At 69.9% G+C, this 20,456-nt stretch carries 15 protein-coding genes; 10 read left to right on the top strand and 5 right to left on the bottom strand.

What is annotated here, in order from left to right:
* The first annotated feature begins 346 nt into the window (after positions 1-346).
* Positions 347-1,879 carry an alpha-N-arabinofuranosidase gene (locus P7A99_RS24875; protein ID WP_431307707.1) on the top strand — a complete coding sequence of 511 codons (1,533 nt, stop codon included), beginning with the start codon at positions 347-349 and terminating at the stop codon, positions 1,877-1,879.
* A 220-nt stretch (positions 1,880-2,099) separates the two neighbouring features.
* Here P7A99_RS24875 and P7A99_RS24870 read toward each other — a convergent pair whose 3' ends face one another.
* The 3 genes from P7A99_RS24870 to modA all read right to left on the bottom strand — a co-directional run bounded on the left by P7A99_RS24870 (position 2,100) and on the right by modA (position 5,689).
* The gene (locus P7A99_RS24870; RefSeq protein ID WP_277796390.1) at positions 2,100-4,160 is read right to left on the bottom strand and encodes a transglycosylase domain-containing protein; all 2,061 of its coding nucleotides are present in this window, start codon (positions 4,158-4,160) and stop codon (positions 2,100-2,102) included.
* Between the two features lie 102 nt (positions 4,161-4,262).
* Positions 4,263-4,925, bottom strand: a complete 663-nt coding sequence (gene modB, locus P7A99_RS24865) for a molybdate ABC transporter permease subunit (RefSeq protein WP_277796389.1) — start codon at positions 4,923-4,925, stop codon at positions 4,263-4,265.
* 5 nt (positions 4,926-4,930) lie between these two features.
* Positions 4,931-5,689 carry a molybdate ABC transporter substrate-binding protein gene (gene modA / locus P7A99_RS24860; protein ID WP_277796388.1) on the bottom strand — a complete coding sequence of 253 codons (759 nt, stop codon included), beginning with the start codon at positions 5,687-5,689 and terminating at the stop codon, positions 4,931-4,933.
* A gap of 121 nt (positions 5,690-5,810) precedes the next feature.
* Between modA and P7A99_RS24855 the strand changes: the two genes are divergently transcribed.
* From P7A99_RS24855 to cobA, 8 genes are all read left to right on the top strand, one after another.
* Positions 5,811-6,593, top strand: a complete 783-nt coding sequence (locus P7A99_RS24855) for a TOBE domain-containing protein (RefSeq protein ID WP_277796387.1) — start codon at positions 5,811-5,813, stop codon at positions 6,591-6,593.
* Between the two features lie 150 nt (positions 6,594-6,743).
* Positions 6,744-7,322: an ANTAR domain-containing response regulator gene (locus P7A99_RS24850; protein WP_116489519.1), complete on the top strand. Its 579-nt coding sequence runs from the start codon at positions 6,744-6,746 to the stop codon at positions 7,320-7,322.
* On the top strand, positions 7,319-8,485 hold the full coding sequence (locus P7A99_RS24845; protein ID WP_277796386.1) for a CmpA/NrtA family ABC transporter substrate-binding protein: 1,167 nt from the start codon (positions 7,319-7,321) through the stop codon (positions 8,483-8,485). The genes P7A99_RS24850 and P7A99_RS24845 overlap by 4 nt, the downstream gene beginning before the upstream one ends.
* Positions 8,486-8,751: 266 nt before the next feature.
* On the top strand, positions 8,752-9,972 hold the full coding sequence (locus tag P7A99_RS24840; protein WP_277796385.1) for a nitrate/nitrite transporter: 1,221 nt from the start codon (positions 8,752-8,754) through the stop codon (positions 9,970-9,972).
* 27 nt (positions 9,973-9,999) lie between these two features.
* Positions 10,000-12,465 (top strand): nitrite reductase large subunit NirB, encoded by a 2,466-nt coding sequence (nirB, locus tag P7A99_RS24835; protein WP_277796384.1) that lies wholly within the window; start codon positions 10,000-10,002, stop codon positions 12,463-12,465.
* Positions 12,462-12,815, top strand: a complete 354-nt coding sequence (gene nirD / locus P7A99_RS24830) for a nitrite reductase small subunit NirD (protein ID WP_277796383.1) — start codon at positions 12,462-12,464, stop codon at positions 12,813-12,815. The genes nirB and nirD overlap by 4 nt, the downstream gene beginning before the upstream one ends.
* A 4-nt stretch (positions 12,816-12,819) precedes the next feature.
* Positions 12,820-15,504: a nitrate reductase gene (locus P7A99_RS24825; protein ID WP_277796382.1), complete on the top strand. Its 2,685-nt coding sequence runs from the start codon at positions 12,820-12,822 to the stop codon at positions 15,502-15,504.
* The gene (cobA, locus tag P7A99_RS24820; RefSeq protein WP_277796381.1) at positions 15,497-16,279 is read left to right on the top strand and encodes a uroporphyrinogen-III C-methyltransferase; all 783 of its coding nucleotides are present in this window, start codon (positions 15,497-15,499) and stop codon (positions 16,277-16,279) included. Before P7A99_RS24825 ends, cobA begins: the two co-directional genes overlap by 8 nt.
* Before the next feature lie 3 nt (positions 16,280-16,282).
* Here cobA and mdoH read toward each other — a convergent pair whose 3' ends face one another.
* Together mdoH and metC are read right to left on the bottom strand one after the other, a co-directional pair.
* Positions 16,283-18,190 (bottom strand): glucans biosynthesis glucosyltransferase MdoH, encoded by a 1,908-nt coding sequence (gene mdoH, locus P7A99_RS24815; RefSeq protein WP_277796380.1) that lies wholly within the window; start codon positions 18,188-18,190, stop codon positions 16,283-16,285.
* 228 nt (positions 18,191-18,418) lie between these two features.
* Positions 18,419-19,573 carry a cystathionine beta-lyase gene (gene metC / locus P7A99_RS24810; RefSeq protein WP_277796392.1) on the bottom strand — a complete coding sequence of 385 codons (1,155 nt, stop codon included), beginning with the start codon at positions 19,571-19,573 and terminating at the stop codon, positions 18,419-18,421.
* 156 nt (positions 19,574-19,729) lie between these two features.
* Between metC and P7A99_RS24805 the strand changes: the two genes are divergently transcribed.
* Positions 19,730-20,257 (top strand): hypothetical protein, encoded by a 528-nt coding sequence (locus P7A99_RS24805; RefSeq protein WP_277796379.1) that lies wholly within the window; start codon positions 19,730-19,732, stop codon positions 20,255-20,257.
* Positions 20,258-20,456: the final 199 nt, after the last annotated feature.

Genomic DNA, 20,456 nt, shown 5'->3' with positions numbered 1-20,456 from the left:
CAGTCGGCGGAGTTTATCCTCGGGCCGGCCTTTGGCCGGACCCGGGGGCGACAGCTCCCCCTTCAGGGGGAGCATCTCAAGGAACGGGCCGTCGCTGGACGCTGTCGCTCCCAATCATCCGACAAAGCCACCCCGCCAAACCGCACTCCATGTCTTTATATTGCTGACCTTCGCCAGGCCTCCGCCTCGATTGACGCTCCTCGCCTGCAAGTATACTCAGACAAATAACAAGGGGCCTCCGTCGCGTCGTTCGTGCCGGAATGCGCGCCTGTCCGAGCCGGCGTCGCGCGCACGGCGAGTAGAGGGAGAGAACGACGTGAACGCCAAGACGCTGAAGCACGCCCTGATGGGCGGCATCGCCGCGAGCCTGCTGCTCGCCGGCGCCGCCGCGGCCCAGACCAAGGTCAGCGGGACCCTCCGCGCCGACCAGCCCGGCGCCGTCATCCAGCCGGAAGTCTACGGCCAGTTCGCCGAGCACCTGGGCCGGGGCATCTACGAAGGCGTCTGGGTCGGCGAGGACAGCAAGATCCCCAACGTCAAGGGCTACCGCAAGGACGTGGTCGACGCCCTGAAGGCCCTGAAGGTGCCGGTCGTGCGCTGGCCGGGCGGCTGCTTCGCCGACGACTATCACTGGCGCGAGGGCATCGGCCCGCGCGACAAGCGTCCCGTCAAGGTCAACGTCATGTGGGGCGGCGTCGAGGAGCCCAACACCTTCGGCACCCACGAGTTCATGGACTTCGCCGAACTGATCGGCACCAAGACCTATGTCGCCGGCAACGTCGGCACCGGCACGCCGCAGGAGATGTCGGAATGGGTCGAATACCTGACCTCGCCGACCAATTCCTCGATCGCCAACATGCGCCGCGCCAACGGCCGCGATAAGCCCTGGAAGGTCGACTACTTCGGCGTCGGCAACGAGAACTGGGGCTGCGGCGGCCAGATGACGGCCGAGCACTACACCAACCTCTATCGCAACTTCGCCGAGTTCGTCCGCGCCCCGCGCGGCAATCGCCCCGTGAAGGTCGCCGCCGGTCCCAACGCCGAGGACTACAACTGGACCGAGGTCCTGATGAAGGGCGCGGCCAAGAACATGAACGCGCTCAGCCTGCACTACTACGTCATCCCGACCGGCAACTGGACCAAGAAGGGTTCGGCCACCGTGTTCGACGAGCAGGGCTGGGGCGACACCATGGTCCAGGCGCTGAAGATGGAAGAGCTGGTCACCAAGCACAGCGCGGTGATGGACAAGTACGATCCCGAGAAGAAGGTCGGCCTCTATGTCGACGAATGGGGCGTCTGGTACGACGTCGAGCCGGGCACCGAGCCGGGCTTCCTCTACCAGCAGAACACCATGCGTGACGCCGTGGTGGCCGCAGCGACCCTGAACATCTTCCACAAGCACGCCGACCGGGTGCGCCTGGCCGCCATCGCCCAGATGGTCAACGTGCTGCAGGCGATGATCCTGACCGACAAGGACAAGATGGTCCTGACGCCCACCTACTGGGTGTTCGACCTCTATAAGCCGTTCCAGGGCGCGACCCTGCTGCCGGTCGAGATCGACACCCCGCAGTACGTCGTCGGCAAGTCGTCGGTTCCGGCCGTGACCGCCTCGGCGGGCAAGGGAACCGACGGCGCCGTGCACGTGGCGCTCGTGAACCTCGATCCCAACAAGTCGGCGACGGTCACCGTCAAGCTCTCGGGCTCGACCGCCAAGACCGCCAAGGGCCGGGTGCTGACGGGCCCCGAAATGGCCTCGCGCAACACCTTCGACAAGCCCGACGCGGTCAAGCCGGCCGAGTTCAAGGGCGCGACCATCAAGGGCGACACCCTGACGGCCACCCTGCCGGCCAAGTCGGTGGTGGTGCTGGATTTGAACTAGAGGTTCAGGCTCTTAAGGACGAAGGGCGCCGGCTTCCACCGGCGCCCTTTTCATTTGGACCTAAAAGCGCGTCATCCCGGCCGAAGCGCGCAGCGCGTAGAGCCGGGACCCAGGGGCCGCCGCAATGCGATGGCGACCGCCTGGGCGTCAGACCCACGGCTAAGCCCAGTCCCCCTGGGTCCCGGATCGGCCTTCGGCCGTCCGGGATGACGGTTTGGGGTTACGGAAGGTTCGTCGGACCGCGCGGCTCGGCCGGCTGGGCCGGGGCGGGAGGCGCCGCCGGAGCCGGAACCACCGGCGCCGGCTCGGTCGGATCGGCCGGCGCCTCGCCCTCGACCGGCGGAGCGGCCTCGGGCGGCAACGGCAGGCCGTCCGGTCCCAGGATCGGCTCGGCCAGGCTGGCGTCCTCGGCCGCGCTGAGCGCGTCGTCTTCGACGGGCTTGGGCGCGCCGCCGGTGGCCGACAGGGCGAAGGCCTTCCAGATCTTGGCCGGCAGGCCGCCGCCGACCACGCCGTTCATGGCGCTGTTGTCGTCGTTGCCGACCCAGACGCCGATGACGAGGTCGCCGACATAGCCGACGAAGATCGCGTCGCGGTAGCCCTGCGTCGTGCCGGTCTTGCCGAAGGCGCCGGGGATGGCGGCCTCGACGCCGGTGCCTCGATGGACGGCCGAGCGCAGCAGGTCGCGCATGCCGGCCAGTTCGCTCTTCGACAGGGCGCGGGCCTTCTTCGGGGCCTTCCAGTCGGCCAGGCCGTGCGGCGTCACGGGGGTCTCGCCGGCGGCGATGGCGGCGTAGGCGCCGGTCAGTTGCACCAGGCTCATCGGGCCGGTGCCCAGCGCCAGGGTCAGGTCGTCGGGGATCGGCTCGGTGACGCCCAGGTCGCGGGCGGTGTCGACGATCGCCTTGCGGCCGACCTGCTGGGCCAGGCGCACGGCCGCCACGTTCGACGAGCCGGCGAAGGCGGTGATCAGCGGCACTTCGCGGCCGGCGTACTTGCCCTCGTGGTTCTTCGGGCTCCAGCCGCGCACGTCGACCGGCGCGTCCAGGATCGGCGAGGTCGGGGTCATGCCCTGGCGGATGGCGGCCAGGTAGACGAACAGCTTGAAGGCGCTGCCTGGCTGGCGACCGGCGTCGGCGCGGTTGAACTGGCTGGTCTTGTAATCACGGCCGCCGACCATGGCCACGACGCTGCCGTCGGTGCGCATGGCCACCAGCGCGCCCTGCGTCACGTTAAGCACCTTGCCGTCGCGGGCGATGGCGTCGTTGAGGATCTTCTCGGCCTTGGCCTGCAGCTTGGCGTCCAGCGTCGTCTTGACGATGGTCTCGCCATAGCGGGCGTCATAGGCGGCGCGGGCCTGCGGGAACACCCAGTCGGCGAAGTACGAGCCGGTCGGCAGTTTCTCGCGCTCGGGGATCGGGTGCATGTCGCGCTTGGCCCGGTCGGCCTGGGCCTGCGTGATCACCTGCGTCTCGACCATGGCGCCCAGCACCACGTCCATGCGCTCGCGGGCGCCTTCGAAGTTCTCGGTGGGAGCCAGGCGCGAGGGGGCCTTGACCATGCCGGCCAGCATGGCCGCCTGGCCGACGGAAAGCTTCTCGGGCGTCGTGTCGAAATAGTGCCGGGCGGCGGCGCGCAGGCCGAAGGCGCCTTCGCCGAAATAGACCGCCGACAGATAGCGCGACAGGATCTCTTCCTTGGAAAGCCGCGCCTCCAGCCAAAGCGCGATCAGGGCCTCCTGCGCCTTGCGGCGAAGATTGCGGTCGCTGCTCAGGAAGGCGTTCTTGGCCAGCTGCTGGGTGATGGTCGAGCCGCCCTCCGAGACGCCGCCGGCCTTGGCGTTGGCGCCCAGGGCCCGGGCGATCGCCTTCGGGTCGATGCCCATGTGCTTGTAGAAGCGCCGGTCTTCGATGGCGATGAAGGCGCCGGGCACATAGGCCGGCAACTTGGCGGCTTCGATCGGCGCCTCCTTGTACGAGCCGCGGCGGGCGATCGGCGAGCCGTCCGAGGCCAGCAGCACCATGGTCGGATTGTTGGCCGGCTCCAGCGCCCGGCCCAGCGGCAGCGACCACAGCAGCCAGGTCACGACCGCCACGACGGCCAGCACCACGACGCCGGCGCCGATCTGCCAGGGACGCTGCTTCCAGATCGGAACCCGCCTGGGCTTCACCGGCTCGTCGGCCGTGCTCGACGGAGCCTCCGGCGCGGTCTCGGCAACGACCTCGGGGGCCTTGTCTTCGGCGTCGTCGGGACCGGTTTGCGGAGCGGCGGGATCGGACATGCGCGATGGAACTCGAAATGGACGCCAGCGGAGGCGAGGGGCGTCAATAGCACAGGCCGCGCGGCCGCCCAGCCCACATGCTCCATTTGGGGAAACGCCGGTTCAGGTCGGAGCGCTCCGCCGCTTTTCCAAGAGCAGCAGCGTCAGGGCCGCCAGGAAGCCGAACACCAGCAGAAGGGCCGACAACTGGTGGGCCTTGTCCCACTCCAGGCTCTCGACCAGGCGATAGATTTCGGTCGACAGCACCTGGGTCTCGCCGGGGATGCCGCCGCCAAGCATCATCACCACGCCGAACTCGCCGATGGTGTGGGCGAAGGCGAGCAGGGCGGCGACCGCATAGCCGGGCAGGGCCAGGGGCAGGGCGACGCGGGTGAAGATGTCGGCCTTGCCCGCGCCCAGGGTCGCGGCGACCTCCAGCGGTTCGTCGCCGATGGCCAGAAACGCGTTGCGCAGCGGCTGCACGGCGAACGGCAGGGAATAGACCAGCGAGCCGATCACCAGGCCCTCGAAGGTGAAGGCCAGGGTGCGGATCCCCAGCGGCCTGAAGAGCGCCATCAGGGGACTTTCCGGACCGAGCGCGATCAGCAGATAGAAGCCTAGCACCGTCGGCGGCAGCACGATCGGCAGGGCGACCAGGGCGCCGACGACCGGCTTCAGCGACGAGCGTCCGCGCGCCAGCCACCAGGCCAGCGGCGTGGCCAGCAGCAGCAGCAGGACGGTGGTGACCGTCGCCAGCTTCAGGGTCAGCCAGACGGCCTCGACCATGGCGGTCAGCGCACCTCGTAGCCGTAGCGGCGAATGATCGCCTTGGCCTCACGGCCCTTCAGGAAGGCTAGGAACGCCTCGGCCGCGTCGCTGTTCGAGCCGGTCTTCAGCAGCACGGCCTGCTGGTCGATGGGCGTGTGATAGGTCTTGGGCACGACCCAGCGCGAGCCGCCCTTGTCGTCGACGACCTGCGACAGCGCCACAAGGCCCAGCTCGGCGGCGCCGGTCTGGACGTACTGATAGGCCTGGGTGATCGACGAGCCGGTGACGATCCGGGGCTTGAGCCCGTCATAGAGCTTCAGCCTGGTCAGGGTTTCGACCGCCGCCAGGCCATAGGGCGCGGCCTTCGGGTCGGCGATCGACAGCTTCTCGAATTTGCCCTTGGCCAGCACCGCGCCCTGGCCGTCGACCAGGCCCGGCGTCTTGCTCCAAAGCACGAGCCTCCCGGTGGCGTAGGTGAAGCGTGAGCCGGGTACGGCCAGGCCGTCCGTCTCGGCCTTCTGGGGGCGCTCGACGTCGGCCGACAGGAAGACCTCGTAGGGCGCGCCGTTGGCGATCTGGGCATAGAACTGGCCCGACGAGCCGAAGCTGAGCGTCGCCTTGTGGCCGGTCGCCTTCTCGAACTGGGCGGCGATGGCCTTGGCCGGTTCGGTGAAGTTGGCGGCGACTGCCACCTTGGTCTCGCCCGCGAAGGCCGCGCCGGCGACCATCGAAAGCGCCGCGGCGACGGCGGCGGCGATCAGGGGGCGACGGGCGAGGGACATCGGCGGCTCGTATCGGATGGATATGTAAAGCGAGTACATAACGAGCTTTGGGGGGCTGTCAGGCTGTTTTTTCGTGCGCCCTCGGGCGACAAGCGATCGAACGGAGTCGAAAGGAACATCGATGAGCGGAGCGGGCGATCTCAGCGCCAGCCTGATCCTGCGGCGCGGAGCCCTGGCCCGCGTGGGCCTGGAGCGCATCGCCCTGGTCGAGGCCGTGACCGAACTTGGCTCGATCAGCGCCGCCGCCAAGCGTCTGGATCTGTCCTACAAGGGCGCCTGGGACGCCGTACAGGCGCTGAACAACCTGTTCGACGCGCCGCTGATCGCCGCCGGCGCCGGCGGGCGATCGGGCGGCGGGGCGCAGGTTACGCCGCGCGGCCATGCGGTCGTTAAGGCCTTTCGCGACATGGAGCGCGAGGTCGGGGCGGCCCTGTCGCGGCTTGAGGCGGGCCTTGCCGCCGAGACCGGCGAGGATCTGTTCTGGAGCCTTGGCCTGCGCACCAGCGCCCGTAACGCCCTGCGCGGGACGGTCGTCGCCTTGACGCCCTCCGGCGTGACGGTCGAGGTTCGCCTGGCCATTGGCGAGGGGGTGGAGATCGCCTCGATCATCACGCGTCGCAGCGCCGAAGAACTGGGCCTGGCCGTTGGCGGGCCGGCGGTGGCGCTGATCAAGTCCAGTTTCGTGCGCCTTGCCGTGGGGCCGCCGACCGACGACGACAATGCGTTGGCGGGACAGGTCCTTGATCGGGAGGACGGCGAGACCGCCAGCGAGGTCGTGGTCGGCCTGGCCGAGGGCAAGACCCTGGTCGCGACGGTCGCGAGCGCGGTGGCCGCGGGCTTGGCGCCTGGCGTGTCGGTGCATGCCGTGATCGCTCCGTCCGACGTCATCCTGGCGGTCGACTAGCGGGGCGCCGCGCTAGGTCGCAGGGCCTTGGGCCTGCAGGTGCTCTAGCAATATGCAGCGGCGCCCGCTGATTGAGCGGAACTGTGTTCGAGCATGGCCATGGCCGCAAAACGCTCCCCCGGGGCGTCCATGGTCCTTAGGGCGTTGGGCATGCGCGTTCTCGTCATTGATCCGGATCCGGCCCGGGCCGCCCTGGTGGCGGAGGGGCTCGAGGGCGTGCATCCGCTGGAGGTCCGCCGGTCGGCGCGCTTCGACGAGCGCGAGGCGGTCGAGTTCGCGCCCGACGTCGTGGTCATCGCCGCCGAGAGTCCCGATCGCGACACGCTGGAAAGCCTGCGCGAGGCCAGCCAGTCCAATCCGCGCCCCGTCGTGATGTTCGTCGATCGCTCCGAGCCGGGCCTGGCCGAGCAGGCCGTGCGCGCCGGCGTCGCCGCCTATGTGGTCGACGGCCTGGCGCCGGCCCGGGTCCGTCCGATCCTCGACGTGGCCATGAGCCGCTTCGCCTTGACCCAGCAGCTTCGTGGGGACCTCGCCAAGGTGAAGGCCGACCTTGAGGCCCGCAAGACGGTGGAGCGCGCCAAGGGTCTCCTGATGAAGGAGCGCGGCCTCGACGAAGACGGCGCCTATCGCCTGCTGCGTAAGCTGGCCATGGACCGGGGCAAGCCGATCGGAGCGGTGGCCGCCGACCTGCTGGCCTTCGCCGGCGTGCTGAAGGGAGACGCCTCGTGAGCGGCCTGGCCGACTTGAAGCTGGGCTTCATCCCGCTGACCGATTGCGCGCCGCTGGTAGTGGCCAAGTCCCTGGGCTTTTTCGCCGAGGAGGGGCTCGACGTCTCGCTCAGCCGCGAGGCCTCGTGGGCGACCATTCGCGACAAGGTGGCCGTCGGCGCCCTGGACGGGGCTCACATGCTGGCGCCCATGGCCCTGGCCGCCGCGGCCGGGGCTTCAGGCGGACTGACGCTGGACGTCGGCCCGTCGCTGATCGCGCCCATGGCCCTGAACCGCAACGGCAGCGCCATCACGGTTTCCAAGCCGCTGGCCGACGCTATGCGCGCCGCCGATCCCGAGGCCATGGCGGCCCAGCCGGTTTCGGCCAAGGCTCTGGCCAAGGTCATCGCCGAAAGGGCGGGGCAGGGCGCGGCGCCGCTGACCTTCGCCGTCGTCTTCCCGTATTCGATGCACAATTACGAACTGCGCTACTGGCTGGCGCAGGCCGGAATCGACCCTGACAAGGACGTGCGTCTGGTGGTCACCCCGCCGCCGCGCATGGTCGAGCAGATGCGTGCGGGCGAAATCGACGGCTTCTGCGTCGGCGCGCCGTGGAACGCAGTGGCAGAGCGCGAGGGGCTGGGCGAGATCGTCATCACCGCCTCGGCCTTCTGGCCGGGCGGTCCCGACAAGGTGTTCGGCGTCACCGAGGCCTGGGCTCATCACTATCCCGACGAACTGCGCGCGGCGCTGCGGGCCTTGATCCGCGCCTCGGCCTGGGCCGACGATGCGGCCAATCGCGAAGACCTGATCGCCTTGCTGGCGCGGCCCGAGCATGTGGGCGTCGCCCCCGAGGCCCTGGTCCGCGCCCTGACCGACGAGATCGTCTTCCATCGCGACGCCGCCGGCGTGCCCCGCCGGGAGCACGCCCTGTGGTTCCTGTCGCAGATGGTGCGATGGGGCCAGGTCCCGGCCGACACGGATCTCGAGGCGGCCGCCGACGCCGTGTATCGCCCGGACATGTTCCGCGCCGCCGCACTGTCGGCCGGACCGATGCTCGACCCGGCCCAGGTGTTCGCTGACGCCCCGGACGAACTGGCGCCGCTGTTTGCCGGGCCTGCCTTTGATTCCGAGCGTGCTGGGCCTTACGCTGCCGCGTTTTCGATCGGCCGTGCCCGCGTCTGAGCGGCTTTCCCGCCGCGTCGCGACTTCGCATCTGCACAATTGAAGGGCGCCGCTGGCGCCTTTTTGCTGAGCAACCGTACGCAAGGGATGTTGCGGGGCGCCTGGCCCTATACAGCCCGTGACATCCGTCCCCGGACCGATGTTCAGTGGGCTCAAGCCTTCGGACAACGGCGTCCGTGGCTGCCAGAGACGACCGCTCGGATGCGGTCACCCGACGAGGCGACGACGCCTCGCTCTCGCAGACACGCAACACTCCGAGGCGCATTATGATTTCTCGTGACTTCCTCAAGGCCGGCCATACGCCGACCCTGTTCGCCGCGTTCCTCTATTTCGACCTGTCGTTCATGGTCTGGGTGATCCTGGGCCCGCTGGGCGTGGCCATCGCCAAGGATTTCGGCCTCGATCCCGCCCAGAAGGGTCTGATGGTCGCCATTCCTGTATTGGCCGGCGCCCTGCTGCGCCTGGTCAACGGCATCCTGGTCGATCGTATCGGACCCAAGAAGACCGGCATGATCGGGCAGCTGATCGTGCTGACGGGACTGGCCGCGGCCTGGACCCTGGGGATTCACAACTATCATCAGGTTCTGGCGCTGGGCGTCGTCCTGGGCGTGGCCGGCGCCTCGTTCGCCGTCGCCTTGCCGCTGGCCTCGCGCTGGTACCCGCAGGAGCATCAGGGTCTGGCCCTGGGCATCGCCGGCGCTGGCAACTCGGGCACGGCCCTGGCCGCGCTGTTCGCGCCGATGCTGGCCAAGACCTTCGGCTGGCAGAACGTCATCGGCCTGGCCGCCATCCCGCTGGCCGTCGCCTTCGTCGTCTACATGCTGCTGGCCAAGGACGCCCCCGAGCAGCCGGCGCCCAAGAAGCTGGCCGAGTATCTCGACGTGCTGAAGGTTCCGGACGCCTGGTGGCTGATGCTGCTCTACGGCGTCACCTTCGGCGGCTTCGTGGGCCTGGCTTCGTCGCTGACCATCTACTTCAACGCCGAGTATGGCCTGGATCCGGTGATCGCCGGCTTCTTCACCGCCGCCTGCGTCTTCGCCGGCTCGTTCATCCGCCCGGTCGGCGGCGCCCTGGCCGACCGTCACGGCGGCGTGCGCACTCTCAGCGTGGTCTATGCGCTGGCGGCGCTGGGCCTCGCCGTCGCCAGCTTCAAGCTGCCGACGGCCTGGTTCGCCCTGGCGGCGCTGATGTTCTCGATGCTGGCCCTGGGCGCCGGCAACGGCGCGGTGTTCCAGCTGGCGCCGCAGCGGTTCCGCAAGGAGATCGGCGTCATGACCGGCCTGATCGGCATGACCGGAGGCATCGGCGGCTTCTACCTGGCCTCGACCCTCGGCCTCGCCAAGAAGATGACCGGCGACTACCAGGTCGGCTTCCTCGGCTTCGCGGCCTTGGCGCTGTTCGCCCTGCTGGCTCTGCACGGCCTGAAGGCCCGCTGGCGCGCCGTGTGGCCGACTCTGCACGGCGACGCCGCCCCCGTCCGCGTCTAATCCCTCTCACCGCAACGAGCTAGAACCATGACCAAGGAAAAGCTGGTCGTCATCGGCAACGGCATGGCCGGTTGCCGGGCGGTCGAGGAAATCCTCAAGCGCGATCCCGAGCGCTACGAAATCGCCATCTTCGGCGCCGAGCCGCGGGTGAACTACAACCGCATCATGCTGTCGCCGGTGCTGGCGGGCGAGAAGACCTTCGACGACATCGTCATCAACGACGAGGCCTGGTACCGCGACAACGGCATCGCCTTGCACGCCGGCCGCTGGGTCACCGGAGTCGACCTCGAAGCCCGCAAGGTGCTGGCCGAGGGCGGCCTGGAAGTCGCCTACGACAAGCTGATCCTGGCCACCGGCTCGGATCCGTTCCGTCTGCCGCTGCCGGGCGCCGACCTGTCGGGCGTGGTCACCTTCCGCGACCTCGACGACGTCGACGCGATGATCGCCGCCTCGGCCAAGCCCGGCGCCCGCGCCGTGGTCATCGGCGGCGGCCTGCTCGGCCTGGAAGCCGCCTACGGTCTGGCCCGACGCGGCATGGGCGCCACCGTCGTCCACCTGATGGACGTCTTGATGGAGCGCCAACTGGACGAAAGCGCCGGCTACCTGCTGCGCGAGGCCCTGCTGGAACGCGGCGTCGAGACCGTGCTCGGCGCTCACTCCGAGGCGATTGTCGGCGAGGACGGCAAGGTCACGGGCCTGAAGCTGAAAGACGGCCGCGTCCTGCCTTGCGAGATCCTGGTGATGGCGGTCGGCATCCGGCCGAACGCGACCCTTGCGAAGGCGAGCGGTCTGCAGGTCAACCGCGGCATCATCGTCGACGACGCCATGCGCACCTCCGATCCGGCGGTGTTCTCGGTCGGTGAATGCGTCGAGCACCGCGGCAATTGCTACGGCCTGGTCGCTCCCATCTGGGACATGTGCCGCGCGCTCGCCGAGGAACTGACCGACGGCGAGGGCGCCTATCAGGGCTCAGTCCTGTCGACCCGCCTGAAGGTCTCGGGCGTCGACGTGTTCTCGGCCGGCAAGTTCGCCGGCGGCGAGGGCTGCGAGGACATCGTGTTCCGCGACGCCGCCCGTGGCGTCTACAAGCGCGTGGTCATCGAGGACGGCCGGGTCGCCGGCGCGGTGCTGTTCGGCGATGCGGCCGACGGCGGCTGGTACTTCGACCTGATGAAGGCCGGGACCGACGTCGCCGAGATCCGCGACACCATCATCTTCGGCCAGGCGATCACGGAGGGGCTGTCCGGCCTGGACCCTAGCGCGGCCGTTGCGGCCATGCCCGACACGCAGGAGATCTGCGGCTGCAACGGCGTCTGCAAGGGTGCGATCACCTCGGCCATCACCGCCCAGGGCCTGACCACGCTGGACGACGTGCGGGCCGTCACCAAGGCCTCGGCCTCGTGCGGTTCGTGCACGCCGCTGGTCGAGCAGGTGATCAAGGCCACGCTGGGCGACGGCTTCAAGGTCCAGACCGGGCCCAAGCCGATGTGCAAATGCACCTCGCACCCGCACGGCGCGGTGCGCGAGGCGATCCTGGCCCAGGACCTGAAGTCCATGCCTGCCGTCATGCAGGCCATGGAATGGAGCACGCCCGACGGCTGCGCCTCGTGCCGGCCGGCGCTGAACTACTACCTGCTGTGCGCCTGGCCCGGCGAGTATGTCGATGACAGCCAGTCGCGTTTCATCAACGAGCGCGTCCACGCCAACATCCAGAAGGACGGCACCTATTCGGTGGTCCCGCGGATGTGGGGCGGCATGACCACGCCCGACGAACTGCGCGCCATCGCCGACGTCGCCGACAAGTACGCCATTCCGGCGGTGAAGGTGACCGGCGGCCAGCGCATCGACCTGCTGGGCGTCCAGAAGGACGACCTGCCGGCGGTGTGGGCCGACCTCAACGCGGCGGGCATGGTCAGCGGCCACGCCTACGCCAAGGGGCTGCGCACGGTGAAGACCTGCGTCGGTTCGGAATGGTGCCGGTTCGGCACCCAGGACTCCACGGGCCTTGGGATCAAGCTCGAGAAGTTCATGTGGGGCTCCTGGGCGCCGGCCAAGGTCAAGCTGGCGGTGTCGGGCTGCCCGCGAAACTGCGCGGAGTCGACCTGCAAGGACATCGGCGTGATCTGCGTCGACAGCGGCTACGAGATCCATGTCGGCGGCGCCGCGGGCCTGCACATCCAGGGCACGCAACTGCTGACCAAGGTCGCCACCGAGGAAGAGGCGATCCAGCTGATCTCGGCGGTCATGCAGATGTACCGCGAGGGCGGCTGGTACCTGGAGCGGATCTACAAGTGGATGGCACGGATCGGCCTTGAGACGATCCATGCCGCTACGGTCGAGGACCTCGACAACCGCGCGGCGCTCTTCGCCCGCTTCGTGAAATCGCAGGAGACCGCCCAGGTCGATCCGTGGGCCGAGCGCGCCAGCAAGGGCGTCGAGGCCGGGGAATTCAAGCCGATGGCGACGCTTCCGATGGGGATGGCTGCGGAATGACGATCCAGACTTTCGACATCGATCCGGCCTGGCACGACGTCGGCGCCGTCACCGACATTCCCGAGCGCGGCTCGAGGCGGGTGGCGACGGCGCAGGGCGACGTGGCGGTGTTCCGCACCGGCGACGGCCAGGTCTTCGCTCTGGTCGACCGCTGTCCGCACAAGCACGGACCCTTAAGCCAAGGCATAGTCCACGGCCACGGCGTGACCTGCCCCCTGCACAGCTGGGTCATCGACCTGAAGACCGGCCAGCCCACCGGCGCCGACGCCGGCAAGGGCTGCACGCCGGTGGTGCCGGTGCGGGTACAGGACGGCCGCGTCCTGCTGGCCCAGCCGGTGATGGCGGGCTGACGCCATGGCCGACGGTTCCGGCGCCATCGCGACGGTTCGGACCACCTGCCCCTACTGCGGCGTCGGTTGCGGCGTCTCGGGAGCGGCGGGTGAGGGCAGAGTGCTGGCGGTGTCCGGCGATCCTGTCCACCCGGCCAACAAGGGCCGGCTGTGCTCCAAGGGCTCTGCCCTTGGCGCCACCGTCGGCCTGCAAGGCCGCCTGCTGGAGCCCACGATCAACGGCCGGGTCGCGACCTGGGGCGAGGCCACCGCGCTGGTGGCCAAGCGCTTTCGCGACACCATCGCCCGGCACGGCCGCGACAGCGTCGCCTTCTACGTCTCGGGCCAGCTGCTGACCGAGGATTACTACGTCGCCAACAAGCTGATGAAGGGCTTCATCGGCTCGGGCAATATCGACACCAACAGCCGTCTCTGCATGGCCTCGGCCGTCGCCGCCCACAAGCAGGCCTTCGGCGCCGATCTGGTGCCCGGCTGCTACGAGGATCTCGACGAAGCGGACCTCGTGGTCTTCGCCGGCCACAACGCCGCCTGGACCCACCCGATCCTGTTCCGCCGCCTGGAAGCCGCCAAGGCCCGCGGCCAGAAGCACGTGGTCATCGACCCGCGCCGCACCGACACCGCCGAGGGCGCCGACCTGCACCTGGCCATCGCGCCCCAGTCCGACGTGCGGTTGTGGAATGGCCTGCTCGCCGAGATGGACCGTCGGCGCCTGCTCGATCTCGACTACGTCGCCGAGCACGTGAACGGGATCGACGCCGTGCGCGAAGCGCTGGCGCAGGACGACCAGTCACCCGTCGCCGTCGCCGCCGACTGCGGGATCGTGCTCGAAGACCTGCTGGCCTTCTACGACCTGTTCGCCGGTCACCCGAAGACCGTCAGCCTGTTCTCGATGGGCTCGAACCAGTCGGCCCAGGGCGTGGCAAAGGGACTGGCGATCCTCAACGTCCACCTGGCCACGGGCCGCATCGGCAAGCCGGGAAGCTGCCCGTTCTCGATCACCGGCCAGCCCAACGCCATGGGCGGCCGCGAGACTGGCGGCATGGCCAACACCCTGGCCGGCCACATGGACTTCGCGCCCGAGGACCGAGACCGCGTCGCCCGCTTCTGGGGCGCGCCGCACACCGCCCGCGCGCCGGGCCTCAAGGCCGTCGAGATGTTCGAGGCGGTGCGTGCGGGCAAGATCAAGGCGATCTGGGTGATGGCCACCAACCCGGCCGTCAGCCTGCCGAACGCCGGCGCGGTGCGCGAGGCGCTGGAGGCCTGCCCCTTCGTCGTCGTCTCCGACTGCGTCGAGACCGACACCACGGCCTATGCCCACGTGAAGCTGCCGGCCCTGGCCTGGGCCGAGAAGGACGGCACGGTCACCAATTCCGAGCGCCGGATCTCGCGCCAGCGAGCGCTGTTTACGGCCCCCGGCCAGGCCCGCGCCGACTGGCGGATCATGGCCGACGTCGCCCAGGGCATGGGCTTCGACGGGTTCGGCTGGCCGTCCCAGGCCTCGATCTTCCGAGAGTGGGCCCGCCTGACGGCCTACGAGAACCAGGGCTCGCGCCTGCTCGACCTTTCGGGTCTTTCGGCCATGACGCCCGACGACTATTCGGCCATGACCCCGATCCAGTGGCCGGTGCGGACCCCGGGGCAGGGCACGCCGCGCCTCTTCGTCGACGGCCGCTTCCAGATGCCTGACGGCCGCGCCCGCATGGTTCCGGTTCGCCCCAAGGGGCCGGCCGACGCGCTCAGCGACGCCTTCCCGATGTCGCTGAACACCGGGCGCATTCGCGACCAGTGGCACACCATGACTCGTACGGGCCTGGCCCCGGATCTCTGCCGGCATGCCCCCGAGCCCTTCGTCGAGATCCACCCGCGCGACGCCGAAGCCGCCGGGATCAAGGACGGCGCCCTGACCCGCGTCTCCACCGCCCGCGGCGAGGCTGTCGCCCTGGCCAAGGTCACCGACCGCCAGCGCATGGGCGGCCTGTTCATGCCGATGCACTGGACCGACGCCTTCGCGCCGTCGGGCAAGTCCAACCACCTGATCGCGCCGAACCTCGATCCCACCTCCGGCCAGCCGGAGTTCAAGCACACCCCGGCCCGGGCGCGGCCCTATCGCGAGACCTGGAAGGGCTTTTTCCTGACCCGCGACATCATCGCCGCGCCTGCCAATCTGGATCTGGTCTGGCGGCGTATCCCGCAGGACGCCGCTCAGTTGCACGAGTTCGCCGGACGGGGCGACGCCGCCGAGCGCGAGGCCCTGCGCAAACGTCTGACCAAGGGTCTCGTCGGCGAGAGCACGGTCTATGAAGACGCCGGCGCCGGTTCGCGCCGCGAGGCCTGGATCGAGAACGGCAAGCTGGTCGCGGTCCTGTTCTTCACCGCCGCCGGCCGCCTGCCGCCGCGCGACTGGCTGGCCGATCTGTTCGTGCTCGATAGCCTGACCGCCGAGGCCCGCTCGGCCCTGCTGATCGGCCGCCCGCCCGGTGCGCCGGTCGACAAGGGGCCGATGGTCTGCGCCTGCCTGAAGGTGGGCGCCAAGGCCGTCGACGCCGCCATCGTCGCTGGGGCCGCCACCGCCGACGCGGTCGGCGCGGCCACCGGCGCTGGAACCAACTGCGGCTCGTGCCGTCCGGAGATCGCCCGGATGATCGCCGCCGCCGCTTCCCTCAAGGCCAAGGAGACCGCCGATGCGTGACGCTGCTCTGGGTGACGTTCTGCTGGTCGGCGCCGGTCCTGGCCCGGTCGACCTGATGACTTTGCGGGCCGCCCGGGCGGTGGAAAGCGCCCAGGCGCTGCTTTACGACGCCCTGGTCTCGGACGAGGCGATCGCCCTGGCGCCGGCCGGCTGCGTGCGCATCCTCACCGGCAAGCGCTCGGGCCGGCCCAGCATGAAGCAGGAGGCGATCAACCGCCTGATGCTGCGCCTGGCGCGTCGCGGCCTGCGCGTCGTGCGGCTGAAGGGCGGCGATCCGTCGGTGTTCGGTCGCGTGGGCGAGGAGGCCGAGTTTCTCCGTGCGCATGGCGTGTCGGTCGAGGTCGTGCCCGGTGTCACCGCCGCCAGCGCCGCGGCCGCCCAGTTCAATTTCCCGCTGACCCATCGCGGCGAGGCCCGGCGGGTGATCTTCACCACGGCCCGGGTCGGCAGCGGCGACGTCATCGAGGACTGGGCCGCCGCGTCGGATCCCGAGGCCACGGTCGCGGTCTATATGGGCGGCGAAGCGGCCGCCGAGCTGGGGCGACGCCTGATCGCCGCCGGGCGCGCGCCCAGCACGCCGGCCCTGGTCGTCGAACGGGCCGGTGATCCCGCCGCCGCCCTTCGCTGCGGACGCCTCGACGACCTGCCGCGCCTGCTGGCGGGCGGAACCGGAGGCCCGGTCCTGATCGTCGTCGGCGCGGTGGCTCGCCGTGCGCAGGACCTGCGCTGGACTCCGGAGTTGGTGCAGATCGACGCCGCTGCCCGGCGGGCCTGAGTTTCAGGCCGTCGCCATCGCCGCCGCGCTCTCGTCTTCCTCTCGCACCCGCAATTGCGGGCCGGCCGGCCGGCCATAGGCCTCGCGCAGGAGCCGCGAAGGCGACAGTTCGCACGGCGCGATCAGCAGGCCGCGCCGGCGCAGGGCCAGGCCCCAGCGGGCGCTGCCGGTCAGCACCGAGGCGGCCGGCGCGATGATCAGGCCGATGGCGGCCGGCAGGATCCAGACGCCCAGCGACGGGCCCGCCAGTGCGGCGCAGCCCAGCAGCAGTCCGCCGGCCACGAGCTCGGGCGTATGGCGCTTGAGAGCCTCGCGCCAGAGCGTTCCTTGCGCTTCACGACGCTGCGCCGCCCACCCGGAGTCGCGCCCCGCCAGGATGTCGACCAGGCAACGGGCGTGGCCGAACAGGATGGCCGGCGCGGTCAGGGTCGAGTGCAGGGTTTCCACCGCCACCGAAGCCAGCAGCGGGCCGACGCCGCCGAAGCCCTCGGCCTTGCCTTCCTTGCAGGTCAGGATCACGGCCAGCAGCTTGGGTGCGAACAGGAAGCCCAGCGAGACGGCGAAGGCGGCCGCGGCCCCCTCGACCAGGAAGAGCTCGGCCCGCGCGCCGCCCAGGACGGGGAAGGCCGCCAGCATGGCGCTTAGCACCACCAGCAGCAGCCAGACCGGCGCCAGCGCATAGGCCAGGGCCCCGCGCAGCAGGTGAAGGCGGCTGACCGGGTGCAGGCCCTTCACGCCCAGAATGCCCAGGTGCTGAAGGTTGCCCTGGCTCCAGCGGCGGTCGCGCACCAGCATGTCCGACAGGGTGGGCGGCGCCTCCTCATGTACGTCGTCCAGCGAGGGGGCCATGCGCACGGCCCAGCCGCCGCGCCGCATCAGGGCGGCCTCGACAAAGTCGTGGCTGAGGATCGCGCCCCCGAACGGAGCCTTGCCGGGCAGGTGCGGCAGGCCGCAGCACTCGGCGAAGGCCTTGGTGCGGATCATGGCGTTGTGGCCGAAATAGTTGGCCTCGGCGCCGCTCCACCAGGCCAGGGCCCAGGTGGCGAGAGGGCCGTAGACCCAGCTGGCGAACTGCTCGGCGCGGCCGAACAGGGTGGTGCGGCCGACGATCGTGGTGCCGGCCTGCAGGACGCCGAGGGTGGGATCGGCCTCCATCGCGCCCGCCATGCGGCGCAGCGACTTGGCGCTGATCAGGCTGTCGGCGTCGAGCACGGCCATGCATTCGTAGGCGCCGCCGAACCGGCGCACCCATTCGGCCAGATTGCCGGTCTTGCGGTCGGTGTTCTGCTCGCGGCGGCGATAATAGAGGCGGGTAGGCGAGGGGCCCGAACGCGCGGCGATCACCGCCAAGCGCTCGGCCTCGGCGATGTCGGGGGCGCGGGTGTCGCTGAGCACGAAGACGTCGAAGGTCGACGACAGCCGTTCGCGGTCGAGATCGGCGCGCATGGCCTCGATCCGCGCGAACACGGCGGCGACGTCCTCGTTATAGATCGGCGCCAGCAGGGCGACCTTCCTGCGCAGGTGCGGCGGCTGATCGTCGAGCCGGCGCTCCCAGCTGTCGGGGTTCAGGGCCAGCTGGAAGCCCCCCAGGGCGGCGGCGCAGGAAAAGCCGGTCCAGGCCAGCAGCACGGCCACCAGCAGGTTGTCGATCCATTCCAGCAGGGTGACGCCGCCGGCCGTGAAGGCGTCCAGCATCGTCGTCAGGCCGAACGCGAAAGCCAGGATCGTGAAGGCGCCCAGACCCAGTCGGCGACGCTGCCGCGAGCGCGCCAGGCGGCGCCAGCCCACGTTCGGATCCGACAGCGAGCGGACAGGCATGTCCATCGCGGACTCGGCGGGGAGCCAGGCGGCCGGCGGCGCCTTATCGGAAACGTTGCAAGGCGGAAGCCGGTCGGCGAGGCGTATGTCCATCAAGGGTCCTTTCGCGCGAAGAACCCTCACGGCGACAATCAGTTGCGATGCGAAGGAAATATAACCACGGTCAAGTTTCCAGAGCCGTGGTCGCGCGTATGTACTGCTGAATAACTTCGCATATTCAGCCGTTTGGGCATAATCTGGCCGCGCTTGCGGCGAGGATGTGGCGCTCTGTTGCGTTGCGGAAACGATTGGCTTCAGAGCGGGTATCCGTCGCCGCCCTGTTCAGGCGGCCGTCAGGGCCCGGAAGCCACGTTCCAGGTCGGCGATCAGGTCGATCGGATCTTCCAGGCCGATATGTAGGCGCAGCAGCGGGCCCTCAAGGTTCACCGGCGTCGAGCGGCTCTTCAACTGCGGGTCGCAGTGGATCGCCAGGCTTTCGAACCCGCCCCACGAGAAGCCGAGGCCAAACAGCGTCAGGGCGTCGAGGAAGGCGTGCACCGAGCGCTGGGTCGTGGGCTTGAGCACCACGCCGAACAGGCCGCAGGCGCCGGTGAAGTCGCGTTTCCAGATCGCGTGGCCGGGGTCGTCGGGCAAGGCGGGGTGCAGCACGCGGGCCACCTCGGGCCGCTGCTCCAGCCAGCGGGCGACGGCTAGGCCGTTCTGCTCGTGGCGGGGCATGCGCGTGGCCAGGGTCCGCAGGCCGCGCAGCATGGTGTAGGCGTCGTCGGGCGAGACCGACCAGCCCACATCCCACATGGCGTTGCCCAGCTCGTCGCCGATCACCGGGTCCATGGTCGTGGCGCTGCCCATGAAGCAGTCCGAGTGGCCGCCGACATATTTGGTCAGGGCCTGGACGCTGATGGTCACCCCGTGGGCCAGCGGCTTGAAGAGCAGGCCCGCCCCCCAGGTGTTGTCGATCAGGGTGAGGATGCCGCGCGCCTTGGCGGCCGCGGCGATGGCCGGCACGTCCTGCATCTCGAAGGTCAGCGAGCCGGGCGCTTCCAGCAGGATCAGCCGGGTGTTGGGCTGGGCCAGGGCCAGCAGGGCGTCGGCGTCGAGGGCGGGGTCGTAATAGCGTGTGGTGACGCCGAACCGCGTGAGGAAGCGGTCGCAGAACCGGCGGGTGGGCTTGTAGGCGCTGTCGACCACCAGCACGTCGTCGCCGGCCTTCAGCACCGCCATCATCGCCCCGGTGATCGCCGCGAGGCCCGAGGGATAGAGCGTCACGTCCGGCGAGCCTTCCAGCTCGGCCAGGGCCGCCTGCAGGGCGGCGGGAGAGGAGAGGCCGGTGATGCCGTAGGTCAGCTGGCTGTCGTCGTACAGCGAGGCGGCGTTGGGGAGCAGCACGGTGGAGCCGCGCTGGATAGGCGGATTGACGGTCCGCGCCAGAGACGGAGCCTGCAGGCCCGAGCGGATCAGGCGGGTCTTTTCGTCCATGGCGGCGGGACTCGTAAGCACGGGAAGGAACTCGTCGTTTAAGGGCGTGGGCGGCCGCGGTTCAAGCGCTCGATCAACGTTGTGGCGAGCGGGGGCGGGAATCGGCGATCCAGGGGCGGTCGTCCGGCGGGGGCCGGCGTCGTATCGGGGGATGGGATGAGGGTTCTGGTTTCGCTTCTGGCGCTGTCGGCGTCGATGATCGCCGCCGTCGCACGGGCCGAGGATCCGCCGCCCACGCCGCCGCCGGCGCAGGTGGCGGCCCTGGCCGGCTGCTGGAAGGGCGAGGGCACGGTGATGGGCAAGCCCGTGACCATCGCCTTGTCGGCCAAGTCGATCGTGGGCGGGGCGATGATGCTGGTCGAGGCCGAAAGCGCGGCCAAGGCCGATCCCGCCGACACCTATGCCGCCCATCTCCTGTTTGGCGGCCGCACGACCAAGGCCGGCGAGCCGGCCGCGATCGTCGGCCTGTGGGCCGACAGCTTCGGCGGCGACGGGGCCTCGCAGGGAGCGGGCAGGGTGACGGCGGACGGTTTCGAGGTCGGCTACCCCTATGGCGAGGCCGCCTTCGTCAATCGCTGGGCGCGGGCGGGGGATCATCTGAGCTGGTCCATCGTCATGCGCGGGGCGGGCGGCAAGGAGCAGGGGTTTGCGAGCTATGAGCTGGTGCGGGCGGGGTGCGGGTGAGGTGAGGGGGCAAGGACCCTTCCCCTCTGGGGGAGGCGATCGCGTGAGCGATCGGTGGGGGGCGTTGGTGATGACAGTTGGGCGTTGCGGCAGCTGAGAACGTCCCCCTCAGGCCCACCTTGAGATGCTCCCCCTGAAGGGGGAGCTGTCGGCCCCGGGTCCGGCCAAAGGCCGGCCCGAGGATAAACTCCGCCGACTG

Origin of the sequence: Caulobacter endophyticus (genome assembly GCF_029543245.1) — a bacterium.
GTDB classification, from domain to species: domain Bacteria; phylum Pseudomonadota; class Alphaproteobacteria; order Caulobacterales; family Caulobacteraceae; genus Caulobacter; species Caulobacter endophyticus_A.
Note: the sequence above shows the minus strand (reverse complement) of the source record. Positions and strands in the feature narration are given on the sequence as shown.